This is a genomic window from Chryseobacterium candidae, from assembly GCF_004916905.1.
GTDB lineage: Bacteria > Bacteroidota > Bacteroidia > Flavobacteriales > Weeksellaceae > Chryseobacterium > Chryseobacterium candidae.
Map to the genome: position 1 here is coordinate 1 of NZ_SDLV01000021.1, position 14,027 is coordinate 14,027.

Here is a 14,027-nt window from a genome sequence, read left to right on the forward strand (position 1 = left end):
CTCTGGTTGAGTTTTCACATCTGCAGTCCTAAGAGTACTTTTATTTACCTCTACAACTGTTTCACTTAAAGGCACAGGCGATGCTGGAAGAGACGATCCTTCTCCATGTGACTCTGCTTGAGGTTGAGGAGATTTCCCCTTAAAAAGATTAGTTGTTCGCTGTACGATTGATTGAGCTTGGACACCTGCATGACGAAAAGGATTTTTAAAAAACGATCTTATTCCACGTGACTCTGGCTCAATCTTTGGGGAATTTTGATTTACAGCTACAAAATCCATAATTTCATTTTGAGGTTTCGATGAATATTTTCCGTCTCTCGGCTTTATAGATTCTTCTGTAATCTGTTTTTGTAGTTCAGGCGTAAGTAAATTCAATTTAAATAAATAGTTCTCTGTTATTTCCTTTATCTTTTTCGCATTTAACGAATAAATATCGGTTCCTTCATAGCGAGCTACATAAGGCCCACTATCATCATTAAACTTTTTAACAAATTCTTGAATTACAGAACTCTTTAAATCCTTAAAACCCAAATCTATATTTTCTGATATTGGGCTTATACTTTCTATTGGCTTTACCAAATGATTTTTGGGCATGTGAAGATCGATTTTTTCAATATCCTTTTCATCATATACCGTTTTCCTAAATCCAAATTTAAGACCTGACCCTTGAGCTAAATTCGATACATAATTTTTGGAATAAATTAAATCCGCCAGGGCATATATCGCTTCTTTTTTTCCATTTAGTTGATTCAGTTTACTCATTTCCTCAATAATAGCATGCCGTTCTATCATCAAATAATCACTTTTAGATAATTCTTTTCGCGATTGTAACATCTTTTCGATTTTATCTCTCATCAAAAGATCTTTAACCGGAGCGGAACCGTTTCCCAAACTAGCCGCAATTTTTGACTGTATAGAATTTCTTTCCTCAAGGTTAATATTGCGATCATGTAGATTATCTATAAGCATTTTAGCGGTATCACCATATAAATTCTTTTCATAATCAGTATCAATAGGAACACTACCCATAAATTCTTTCATAAGATTCTTATGAGATTTTTTCAAGGTAACACTATTAGGATTACCATTCTTGTCAAAACCATGATTAATAATAATACGGTAATCTAAATCAGAATCACCTATCAATTTTTGCAAATTACGTTCTTTACCCGGATATATAGTTTCAAGGAAATTAAGAAAGCGAGTTTCTCTTGTTTTCCAAAATCTTAAAAAATCTTCAGAGCTTTTTTTAGTTTTTCTTGACAAAGGATTATCTATAAATTGTATTTGTTCGAGCATTCCAAAATTATCAAATTTAAAATCTTTAGGTAAATCCTTAATCTCATTATGTGACATAAACAGTTTGGTAAGGCTTGTTAGGTTCACTATACTCTCAGGTAAACTATTAAGCTTGTTGTGGTTTAACTCAAGCTCCCTAAGGTTTCTTAGGTTGCCTATACTCTCAGGTAAACTCGTAAGATCGTTTTCATCTAATCTAAGCGCCTTAAGATTTCTTAGTTTATCTATACTCTCAGGTAAACTTGTGAGCTCGTTGTAATCCAATAAAAGCGAATCAAGATCGGGAAGCTTAGAAATAATTTCAGGCATCACAACCTCTAAAGTCTCTGAATCTAAACCTAACCCTGACAAATCTAAAAATTTTGGTTCACTTCTCCTATTATGTAAAAAATTACCACGGACACACTCTTTTATTTGTTTTTGAACCTTTTTTAATGCTTGTTCATTCATATATGTATTCTTTTAATATTTAATTAGTAATTTTAATGTTTTTTTAATCTAAAGCATTTTAAACTGTTTACTATACTTAGACAGGATAATATTTCTTTTCACATTAACCAGACTTTTGCGTTTACTCAAAATATCTCATACTCTACTTGTATGGAATATTACTTAAATGTATACAATATCTCTTAAAAAAGAATATTGAATAAAATAATCTCATTATAATAAATGATCAAATTAATTATTGAACAGAGATACTGTTAGTAACAATTTAAAAAGAACACGACGGTAAGGAAGGATTTGTTATCAGCGAACACCTTTTCACATCAATTTTTGTAGAAAAAGTATTATTCGTTAAATCAGTATCTCCTATTTGACTGCTTGCTACGTTAGAAACCATTTTAAAATGATTATTACTTTTGATCTTCTTTTTATAATATTCACCGTTCAAGGTTATAATACCTGAGGATTTCGCAGGAAGTCCAACGACTCCATTTATTTCATTGGTCAAAAAATTTGAAGTTGGCAAATTAGAATTGGTAAAACCGCTGTTAACAGAAAGTGAAGTAATTTTGAATGTGGACAAATCCAATAACGTATTATTTTCATCAATAATCCTTCCATTAAAGTTAATATTATTTAATGCAGCATTTGTATCATTGGTAACCTCAATTTTAAAGGTGACTGAATTCTTTTTTTCATTACATACAAAACTTGAATCTGAAGTGCTATCCACTCTTATGTTACCGGGAGTGGTTAGGATAATATTCCGTATCTCCTGATAATTAAAACCACTACCCGTTGATGCTGAAAATCCCAGCTTAAGATTATTCGGCATAGGATACAAGGCTGCATCAAGTGTATAAGTTAATACATCTGTAAAATCTGATTGGTTTTCTTTTCTCCATTTAATATTTATAAGATAATCAGAAGCCAACTTTGAGATACTGATCTGAACTCGGCGATAAAAAACATGATCTGAAGGACGACTTGCCGTAATTGTGTTGTAATCTATTTCATTCCTTTTACGTATAGCTTCTAGTGTTCCACTTCTATCTCCTAATTCTTTCCTTGTCAAATAGATATTAGAATTATTGTAAAAGCTACTCGTAGGTCCACGAACTACAAATGCATTAGGAATAGCCTTTGAACTTCCCCCATTTCTGTTCTCTGTAGCGGCTGAATAATTACCATAGGCATCCAATCCTATACCTAAATACCCTCCTGAAAGACCTTTTGTTCCTGCTGGATTACTATAAGTAGCATATCCAAGAGAGCCACCATATCCTCCTAATTTAAAATCATTATCCGTAACTGAAGCATCAAACAAAAATACACAAAATCCATCTGCACCGTTATAATTACCGTCACTTGTATCACGCCAAGCTTTATACTCAAAATCCGCTACCACGCCTAGCGTGGTAGGAAATCCCTGTAAAACATACATATAACCTTTTTGATTGGCCTGTGCTTCGGTTAATCTAAGCCAGCCATCCCCATTAGGATCTGCACCTGTAGAAGCGGTCAAATAGGCATTATCTCCTATACGTAATCCAGTGCTCTCAGAAGTTTTAAAACTATTTGTAATACTAAACTGTCCTGAAAAACTACCCGCATTCCATAATAAAATAAAACTGATTAATAGTGAATTTCTATACTTAAGATTCATAATTACAATTTTATCTTACAACAAATACAATATTCATCAAACTTGTTTCGGAAGCATTACTATTTACAGTATAACTCAACAAACCATTTGCATCAATACTTACATTGCTAAAAAGATTGGTGTCATAATAAGTTATGTAATACTCTAAATCATTCTTTCCCAGAACAGGAATCTTTCCTGAAGCACCAGCACTTGATTTAGCTGGAGAAGTAAACTGATCATAATAAAGTTGATATAAATCCTTAGTTTTTGGTCCTAAAACAGTAGTGTCAAAAATAACAGAAGGCATATAAAAAAATTTAGGCATACTAAGTGATAGCCATTTTGATAAAACACTGTTATAGTAGTAAAATCCAGGAGAGTTTATATTACTGGTTTTTAAAGTAGGTGTTGTAGGCGTGCTGGTTACATACACTACTGTAGCATTTTGGTCCGTGCCATAATAATTATCTTTTCCAGCCAAAGCATTACCAGTCATTCGAACCGTTAAGAGGCCTTCTGCTATATTGGAAGAAGATGATCTTCCCAATTCTAATGTTGATTTCGGATTAGTGGTATTGATACCAACTTGACTATAACACTTAGCCATTGCGAAAATACTGTATATAAAAAAAAATCTTACCATATTTATTTCTTGAAAAATTTTGATACGTTTCCTTAAATTTGTTAATGAATCTTTCTCTAAATTAATGAAATGAATAACCACTAATTCATATAAAAAAACCGGGAAAAAGGAACAACTTGATTTGTGAAATAAGCTTATTTTTTCTTTTCCCGGCGTCTTTAAAAACAGATGAAAAATTTAATTAAATTTTCAAATCAATAATATTGATATGTTTATCCCATTAAATAAACACAAAATAAACAAGCAACTATATAAAGGAAGTTAGATGTGTTTTGATTAAATAAATCATTTTGAATTTCATAACAATGTAATTTATTAAGATTATTTATCATTTCTTGTAAGACTATAGAAAATCCTTTTCCATTTCGTAACGGTATTGCGGCTTAAATTAAATTGAGCTGCAAGTTGTCTGTTGTTGAGATTATGTTCAATCTGATATTCTAAAATATATAAAACAGTATCCTTGTCATAAGATCTCAGATTAGTGTTTAGTCTGATTTGATTATGAGCTACCCCAACTAAAATATTATTTAGCAAAACAACATCAAGAGAGTTTATAATATTTTTTTCCAATATTGCATGACACTGATCCATTTTATGAGGATATTTCATTAAAATCATATCAGTATAGATTTTTTTATAATTAGGTATAGTATTCATTGATATTATATTCTTAAATCACTTTAAAATTTAAATATTCGTTTAAATAAATGGCAATTACTATATTGAATGAATATCTTATAAATTTTACTTTATAATAAGCATTAAAAAATATTCAAAACTTATCATTAATCAGATTTTTACAAAAAGCTAATATTTTCCTCATCATTAAAAGTTTTTCTTTTGGTGATCCATTTATGCAAAGTTGTTTTAGGAATTCCATACTCTTCGATCACTTGAGTTTTTGTTTTGGCTCCTGAAATTATAAGTTCTAATAAAAATTCTATTACTTCATTGGTATAAATATTTTTACGAAACTTAGGAAGTACCGTATGATTAACTTCATTTTTCTTTCTGTTATGAAATCTTTCCTGAGGTGCATATAAAATTAGGTGCTGGCTATAAATTCTAAAAAAATCATATTCTAAAAGTTTACTCCAGCGCAAAAGATTTTTGGTATCAAGGTCTTCACATTCATACATATTCAAAATATCCTTTTCACTTGCATTAAAAAAATTACATATTCTGGAGGATTCAATTTCTCTATTTAGAACCTCTTTCTCGATTAATTTTCCAATATGAATATTTTTAAAATTCATTTTTGTTGACTATATTATTGATTAATAAAAAATATTGCTTCTACTGATTACCCATTATTTTCTTATATATATTAACTTCTTTTACTTGCATAAAAATTTTAGAGTTGTTTGCTAAATCAAAAAATAAACTGTACTTGATATTTCATCCACATTAATATTCATTTGGAACTCATGTTACAATTAATAAATTCTTTTTGATTTTTACATAACGTACAATTTTGCACACAATTTTGATATAAAATGATTAGTTGATTTCTAAAAGACATTTTTCATAAACTTATATCATTTAAAAATAACCTTCTATAACCAGATAAATATTATCAATGGTTACTTTTAATACTATAGAATATCAAAAAGATTTAATGATCGATAAGAGATACAACACTATAAAAACATTTATATCTTCCATATAAATCACACATAAAATATCATAAAACCGGGCATGAGAACTTAAAATTGAAAAATCAATAAGTTCTGTCATACCCGGAGCAACACAAAAACTAGTAGAGTTTTCAACAACTAAAAAAATCAAATACGTGTTTTAATATAAAAAAAATATAGAATCTGTTGCTTTTCTTTACATAATGGCTAATTTTACTAACAAAACGATTACAACATATTTATAGAACTTAATAAAATTGCTTTCTCTTTATTATGGATACACAGTCATTTCTATATATAATTCTATATTCTGTATAGCATTTCCAAAATCTTCTAAATAAACGAGAAACGAACCATCATAATTATTAATATCATCAGGATTAATTGTTTGTGTAATTTTCCTCCAGATAGGAGGCATGATATCATTATCTTTTGCAAAAGTATTTGATTTAGTAAGACTTCTCACAGAAATCTGTAGCGAAATATCTCGTTTATTCCAATTATTAAATAGTCTTGGTGCTATCCTTATAGTACATCCTCCTGCAAAAGACTCCCTTATTACAGCAAATTGAGCATTAGGATCGTAATTAGTTCCGTTAACTCTCATCTTAGAACTTTGAGTCAAATCTACAGGACTTGAAAAATAGGCATCAACATCATATACAGGAACCGTAAATAATACCTTTTGAGGCGCTCCGGCGTTATTCGCATTTTCTCCAATAGGCTTCCAAACTCCATTATTAATATTATTAGAAGCAGAAGGATTAAAAAAATAATAGAATCCTGGAAATACTCTAGTAGATTTATTTGTATTATTATTTCCGGTTGGTGTTAGTCCAGTGCCTGTATTATATACTATCATTCCGTCATAAGCACTTGGAAAAATAAGATCTCCCAATTTTCCTGTAAATGACCATTTTGTCAAGTCGGTTCTTGGAAAAAGTAATCCTTTACCAACTATATTGGAAGCACAAATATCCGGATCATAATTAGTCGAAGCATCTAAAAATACATTACTATCTGTAAACGCGTTCTGAATTTGACCATTTGACAATACTTGCGCATGTGAAAAGAAAGACACAAGTACTAATAAATAAAAACCAAATATATACTTATTATTTTTCATTTTACTATTTTTTATTTTATAACTTTTCATTTTATCTCCTTTAATATTACAAGAAACGATACTAAACACCAGAGATCACATACCATGCTGTACCATCAGAATATAGAGTCATTCCTCTATTAGGCTGGCAAGTAGTATTATTTATGGGTACATTCACAATAAATGTCGCAGTCCCTGCAACACCAGAAGCAGTACTATTATTTCTGTAGTATAAAATTTTACCGTTCATAGTGCTAGGGGCAGGAAGTTGAATATTATGAATACCAGCATTATTATCTAAAATTACTGTTTCATTTCCTATATATGTAGGATTTTGTTGATTGACACTTAGTAGAACATTGGCATTATATGACATCTTATTCCATAAAACACCATCAAAATAATAATAACCAGCACTGGTAATATTCTTTGTCTTCGTTGTTGTAACTGCGACTGGCGCAGTAGCATAAATAATTGTCCCAATCTGATTTGCCCCATACTGATTATCAGCACTACTAATCTGATCACCAGTAAGACGTGGAGGAATTAGACCTTCCGGTTTAGAACCATCAGTGGTTTTGGCTTTAACATCTATCGTAGCCTGAGGTGACGTTGTATTGATTCCGACTTGCGAAAAAACATACTCGTACGAAAAAAAAAATGTTGAAATAAAAAAAATTTTTTTTACCATGTTGTTTTTAATTAATGTAAATAATATTAATCTATGAAACTTTTATAAGTTTCCTTTTAATTTCTATTTAAAATGGATTAAATATTTAAAGTTATAGAGATGAATTTGAAATTTGTTTGTCCTATTTTACAATTCAACAATAGATATTGTATTGAATTTACTTAAATTACTTATAATATTTGAACCAATCGTATTGAAGTATGTTACCCATATTTGGTCTCCTGCAACTGCCCTAATAACAGTAGAAATAGTAACTCCGAAATAGTACGGAACCGAAGAAACTTGAATTAATTGTTCAATTCCTGCTGTAACTTTATAACCATTTTTTCGTATATGAGCTTCAAAAGAACCAATGTTCGTAGGTATCGCCGATGGCAAAAGAGAAGTGTTTATTAAATAATTCCCATCTCTAGGAGCGGTAAAGATTCCTGTTACTGGATCAAAATTGTTATTTGTATCTACTGTTTCTGTCCATCCAGAAACTCTTGAAAGAGGAGTTTCATTTACAAAAGTAAAAGAATTAGTGGCCAAATTTCCTACAACGATAGACTTTTGAACATCTGATGTGATACTATTCCAATGTGTTCCGTTGCTATACTGTAATTCTCCTCCAGAAGATGAGCTATATCTCAATGCACCAGCTCCAGAATGAAATGGACTAAAAGAAGTTTCCCCAATACCTAGAGCACCTTCTCCAGGTGAAGAAGATCCAGGCAGTGAGCGGATATCTATCTTTGTAACAGGAGAAGAGTTACCTATTCCAATTTTTCCATTTCCCGTAAAAGCAAGATTGTAAGTTTTAATATCAACAACTCTACTCTTACTAAGTATTCCGTCAGAATTATAAATATTACTAGATGAATTATCAATTCGTTGCCACATATTACCATCAAAATAATAAAACCCTATAGCTGTGATATTAGCTGTTTTAGCTGAAGCGCTTGTAACAGGAGAAATTACATAAATGAGACATCCTTTTTGCTCAAGATTATACTCAATATCACCAGATTTAATTTGATCACCTGTAAGACGCGGGACGATTATACCTTCAGCTTTATTAGCATTGCTATTTGATAAAATATCTAACGTCGCTTTAGGAAAATGATTATTAATACCCACTTGCGAAAAAACAAATTGATATAGAAAAATTACTAATATATATGTATATCTCATTAAATAATTTTTAATTAAATTTTAAAAAAGAATTACAATTCTGTTATTGATAAAGCGTTAAAATTGGATGTGTGACTTAGTCTGTTCGTCCCTAAATTATGAAAGTACTGAACTTTAACACTATCACCAGTATTCAAATGCAAAATATTTGAGATAGTAGCTCCACAATACATATAACCAGCAACTGAAGATTTTACTCCTGCGGTAGTTGACACATTATTAACTGAAACATGTATTTCAAAACGACCCTCAGTATTTAAAGTAACAGTAGGTAAAAGCGCAACATTAAGTATATAATTTCCTGTTCTAGGAGCTGTAAAAATACCTGTAACAGGATCAAAATTATTATTCACATCAACTGTCTCATTCCATCCACTTACATCTTTTAACGTTCCTCCGTTAATAAAATTAAAACTATTAGTAGCCAAATCTGCTACTACTATTGATTTTTGAATATTGGATGTTAGCGTATTCCATGTTGTACCGTTGCTGTATTGCAAGCGCCCACCTAAGTTAGAATTATATCTAATAGCTCCAGGACCAGCAATATTTGCTGCTACAGCAGTTTCTCCTATTGCTATGGCACCCTCTCCTGGAGAAGCATTACCTGGTACACTACGGGTATCTAGTTTCATTTTAGGATCAGAATTACCCACTCCTATTTTACCACTCCCTGTAAATAGTAAATTATTATTACCTATATTGACATTCCTATTTGTAGTAATTACTCCATCAGAATTATATAAATTACTATTCATTTTCCTCCATACATTTCCGTCAAAATAATAATATCCAATATCTGTAATATTAGCCGTTTTCACATCTGCAGTTGTAACTGGTAATGTTGCATAAATAATAGCCCCAGCTTGATCAATGCCATATTGAAAATTTCCAGCCTTAATTTGATCTCCGGTTAGGCGGGGGGCGATTAATCCCTCCGCTGTACTTCCATCCGTTTTATTTGCGACAATATCCAATGTTGCTTTAGGATTCTGTGTATTGATCCCCACTTGAGGAAAAGCAGGTTGAAATAAAAATAATAGGAATAAAAATAATATGATTTTTTTTTTCATTATAATTTAGTTATAAAAATAACAACATCTTAACATGATAACACGTAAGCTTTGGTTTGCAAACAGAATTCTATGAGGAAAAAGAACTTTACTTATCACTTTATATGTGTTTATATAAAATAATTTGAAAAATTTTCCCTAGAAAAAACTATAAAATAAGATAATGGCATTCAAAAATCAAATCTTATACAAAAAACATACTGTATTAATCTTCAGAAAAATTGTATTATACACAGTTAAAAATTAGATTAAAGACTCATACTAATGTATCTGCAATAAATTTTGATAATTATTATACATATTAATTTTTGTCACCACTATCTTATATTTCTTTTAATTAGCAGGAAAACTTCTAAAATCTAACTTTTTAACAGTAGTAGAAGTTCCTATTCACACATTTATGGTATCGTCATTCGCAGATTAAGAGCGATGCTGTTTTCCGAAGTTATATAAAAATCAATCTTACCTGGAGTAGAGTCTGCGCTGCAGCCTTTTGAAGCTGCCATCATATAGCAGAACCCGTGTAGATTCTGTGGTAGCATATACATACCCTTACCCCTTAATGATAATTGATTGGATTCTCCGCTCGGAACACCATTTCTTATCCCAACAAGCGTAATATACCTTAAGTACTATCCATTCTAACGTTTGAGCTTGTAGAATTAAATAATAGAATATTTCCATCCATGGTTACAGCTCTGTTATTTTTAAGTGTTACATCAGAATTGTACAGATTGGCTGGATCTGCCAATGTCGTGTCTCTTCTTTTAAGAAATTTGTATTGAATCCTGCTGCAGGAATTGGAACTATCCACCCAGTACCAGCTACTGTTAATGTAGCACCTGTCATTTCAGAGATGGCACCTGATAAAGACTTCCAAGTAACTCCATAATAATATCCCGGAGAGGGTATGGTTGCAGTTTTAATACTGACGTTTGTAACAGTTGCAGTCGCATATAAAATTGTACCTTTTTTAGATACTCCAAACTGCGCATCAGCTGCATTAATTTTATCTCCAGTAAGACGAGGGGCAATAATACCCTCAGCTTTTGAGCCATTTGTGGTACTTGCAACAATATCCAAAGTAGCTTTTTGAGTCTGTGCATTGATACCGACTTGAGAAAAAACAGATCCGTAAAAGAATACTGAAATAAAAGTATATAAAATTGTGTTTTTCATAAAAAAATTTAAAAATTGTCTATTAATATAATATTGTTTTCAAACTTCATGTAAAATTCATTAATTTTTGAAATTGCATTTTTACTAAAAAAGAAGATTGGTAGGTCGTAAATTTTAACTTTTTTATTGGTAATAATTTTAAAAATAAAATAATTATTAAAAATCTTTCTAAAATGAATCCTTGAAATTACACTATAATCAAATTCATACTTTTCGTGGAATTGTTTTCCAAAAAAACTAAAAAAAACAGGTTGAGCTATATATGTAACACCTAATCCGCTTATATCTATGTGTATAATTTTAATAACAAATAAAATTATATACAAAAGAAAAGTTAAAAAAAGACCAGTAATTACAATAAATAATATGAAAATAATAGAACTAAATAGGTTCTTGATTGTAATAATAAAAATTAAAAACGAACAAAATAAAATCCAAACAAAAATTAAAATTTGAAAGAAAAAAATTGCTCTATATTTGTTATTTAAATACATATTTAAATTATAATTAAAATTATTTTACATATATATATAAGTATGAAATTGGCACAAAATACATGAAATACTGTTTTCAACAACGTTACAAAAACCAATCTATAAAATAAAGAAATTGTAATAAATGACTTGAGTTTGTTTTTTCTATTATTGCACATAATTTAGAATTTTAATAATTCTAGCTCTTTTTATAACCTGCTAAACATAAAAGTTTAGCAGGCATAAAAAAGCATCATCGTGATTTTAGAATCATTTCTAAATTTTTAAAACAATATATAGATTAGAAAAATTTAAAATAGTTATGCTATATAAAAAATATTTTGTGATCAAAAACAATTATCTTTTAACAATTAAGAACTACAGTTTTTACAATCTAAAATGCGAAATATAAAAGCTGTATTTTGAGTAGATACAGACATAAAAACTTCAACTGTAAAAATAATTGATAAAATTTTGGTAATTTTTTTATAATCTTATTTAATTAACATATAGATAAAAAAATAATATCTTTATTATCACTGATTCAAATTCTATATTTCATATTTTTTAGATAGTATTCACTTAAATCTGTCGGACGATTTTCTTTTTTTGAACAATATAACCTAAGAAGCTGTTAAAAATATAAACAAATACCTAGTGAACAACAATTTATGGAGTGATTTTAACATAACTGATTGAAGTTCTACCATCATTATTATTCAGAATAACACCTTGATTAGTTGTACCTCCTTGACTAATTGGAGATACCACTGTAAAGACTCCAAGAGAAAATTTGGTTTTACCAGTAACAGTAACGATATAAGTTCCTGAACCTGTACCACCAATTACTTGTCGAGAAGAATCTGTTGTTGTTACAACTAAAATTTCACTATCTTTAAGACGGGTGTAAGTATTAGATGGAGATTCTGTTACTTGGTTCAAAAAACTTGTCATCCAACAACCTGCTGTAGTAGTAGCACCATTTTGAAACTCTCCTCTCGTTGTATAGCTAATTAAATATGTTCCCGCTGATGGCAATTCAATATTAATCAGATCATCATTAGTAGTATTACCATTAATCACAACACTATTAGGCAAAGTTACTTTCCCAAAAGCAGGCGTAAAAGCATTACCATTAACTGTTACAACTTCTCCATTTGCATTCACCCCCAAAGTAGCCCCGGAAGAAACAGGAGTAGAAGAATTTAGATTAGTAAATTTAAGACCAGAAACATTAGCTGTTCCCGAATTTAATTCTAACTTAGCTGTTGGAGCATATGTTCCAATACCTACGCTACCATCTGACTTAACAGTAAAATCATCAAGAGATTCAGCTGCGGTAGGTGGAGTTCCCTCAATTTGTGGATTATTTCTACTCCCATCTATATGAAAAAAATTCTGAGGTTCAGTAGTGCCTATTCCAATTTGACCACCATTTCGATTTGTAATATACATTAATTCATCATTCCCTGCACTGAAAGACAAATATCTCCTCAATTGAGGAGTAGTACCAAAATTAATTCTTGCTACTCTGCCGGAAGTAGTACTTGAGATAGAAGAGATATTTATACCATAATCGTCACTACGATAACCATACCCTCTTCCATCCTGACCAATATTTAAATCTAATAAATTTTTTTGAAGCCCTGAGGAAGCGCCATTAATCCATAACGTGTTATAGTTTAAATCCATAGCTCTAGGCCCAGTTAAATATCCATCACTATTGTAAATATTCGGAGGTGAGGAAAGAGATCTCCATACTAAACCATCAAAATAATAGTATCCAGGTGCATTAATAGAATTTGTTTTTATACTTGCAGAACTCACTGCGGAAGTAGCATACACTATTGCACCTTTCTGCAAAGCAGTATACATATTATCAGCTAATTTAATCTGGTCTCCTGTGAGCCTAGGAGCCAATATTCCTTCAGCTTTCGTACCGTCAGTAGTCTTTGCTACAACATCCAAAGTAGCATTAGGAGACTGAGTATTAACCCCGACTTGCGAAAAAGCATAATGTGAAAAGAATAATGAGCCGGCTAAAACTAAAAATTTTTTTTTCATTTTATTGATTTTTTAATAAATAAACATTTGATTTTTAAAAACAAAGAATGTTCAAAAGATTATCTTTGTAAAGAATTTACAAAAGAGGTGGTGAACGTTCATTAAGAGAATCTTCCTTAATAAAATAAACAAAAAAGTATCTAATGGAGACTAAGTGATTATTCTTATTCTCATTAAATAATCCAAATACAATTTCATCAACAATGTGCAACAATTTATTATAAATAAATACAAAACAACTTAAAACTAAACCACCAATCAAATTATAACTGCAAAACAAAACATCATCGAAAAACTGAATATAAATTATTTGATTTCGATTTTTACATTTTTGTGATTTTTTATAAACGTCATGATAAAATTGCTTTACTACTTTTTTTGATACTAAAACAGAGTAAACATTTATATACTTTTCCTTCAAAAAACAATTACCTAAACATAAATACGAAAAATCCTCTTTTACAAGAAGAACAGTATAGTTTAAGTATGCCATTATAGATATCATTTATTTGTTATTTTAAACATTAGTCAATAATAGACTAATGTTATAACTAACTGACTTATAATGTGTTTTTTTTTTTTTTTTTTTTTT

12 protein-coding genes are annotated in these 14,027 nt (G+C 30.1%); all 12 read right to left on the bottom strand.

All coding sequences use genetic code 11. The features are described from left to right. Positions 1-1,749, bottom strand: a 1,749-nt coding sequence (locus tag EK417_RS11135; RefSeq protein ID WP_136522196.1) for a leucine-rich repeat domain-containing protein, incomplete at its 3' end; no start/stop codon positions are given. 265 nt (positions 1,750-2,014) lie between these two features. Then, on the bottom strand, positions 2,015-3,412 hold the full coding sequence (locus EK417_RS11140; protein ID WP_136522197.1) for an L-type lectin family protein: 1,398 nt from the start codon (positions 3,410-3,412) through the stop codon (positions 2,015-2,017). A gap of 10 nt (positions 3,413-3,422) precedes the next feature. Next, complete coding sequence (locus EK417_RS11145) at positions 3,423-4,001, bottom strand: hypothetical protein (RefSeq protein ID WP_136522198.1); 579 nt, start codon at positions 3,999-4,001, stop codon at positions 3,423-3,425. Positions 4,002-4,358: 357 nt separating this feature from the next. Beyond that, entirely contained in the window at positions 4,359-4,697 is a 339-nt protein-coding gene (locus tag EK417_RS11150) for a helix-turn-helix domain-containing protein (protein ID WP_136522199.1), read from the bottom strand. A gap of 140 nt (positions 4,698-4,837) precedes the next feature. Then, positions 4,838-5,296 carry a transposase gene (locus tag EK417_RS11155; protein ID WP_136522200.1) on the bottom strand — a complete coding sequence of 153 codons (459 nt, stop codon included), beginning with the start codon at positions 5,294-5,296 and terminating at the stop codon, positions 4,838-4,840. Positions 5,297-5,948: 652 nt separating this feature from the next. Further along, a complete protein-coding gene (locus tag EK417_RS11160) occupies positions 5,949-6,833 on the bottom strand; it encodes a hypothetical protein (protein ID WP_168801981.1) in 885 nt (294 codons plus the stop codon). Between the two features lie 31 nt (positions 6,834-6,864). Next, the gene (locus tag EK417_RS11165; protein ID WP_136522202.1) at positions 6,865-7,473 is read right to left on the bottom strand and encodes a phage tail-like protein; all 609 of its coding nucleotides are present in this window, start codon (positions 7,471-7,473) and stop codon (positions 6,865-6,867) included. Positions 7,474-7,599: 126 nt separating this feature from the next. After that, entirely contained in the window at positions 7,600-8,646 is a 1,047-nt protein-coding gene (locus tag EK417_RS11170) for a phage tail-like protein (RefSeq protein WP_136522203.1), read from the bottom strand. Positions 8,647-8,678: 32 nt separating this feature from the next. After that, positions 8,679-9,719, bottom strand: coding sequence for a phage tail-like protein (locus EK417_RS11175; RefSeq protein WP_136522204.1), 1,041 nt, complete (start codon positions 9,717-9,719; stop codon positions 8,679-8,681). A 714-nt stretch (positions 9,720-10,433) separates the two neighbouring features. Then, entirely contained in the window at positions 10,434-10,898 is a 465-nt protein-coding gene (locus EK417_RS11180) for a phage tail-like protein (protein WP_136522205.1), read from the bottom strand. A gap of 1,142 nt (positions 10,899-12,040) precedes the next feature. Beyond that, positions 12,041-13,435, bottom strand: coding sequence for a phage tail-like protein (locus tag EK417_RS11185; protein ID WP_136522206.1), 1,395 nt, complete (start codon positions 13,433-13,435; stop codon positions 12,041-12,043). A gap of 76 nt (positions 13,436-13,511) precedes the next feature. Next, complete coding sequence (locus EK417_RS11190) at positions 13,512-13,928, bottom strand: hypothetical protein (protein ID WP_136522207.1); 417 nt, start codon at positions 13,926-13,928, stop codon at positions 13,512-13,514. Between the last annotated feature and the right edge of the window lie 99 nt (positions 13,929-14,027).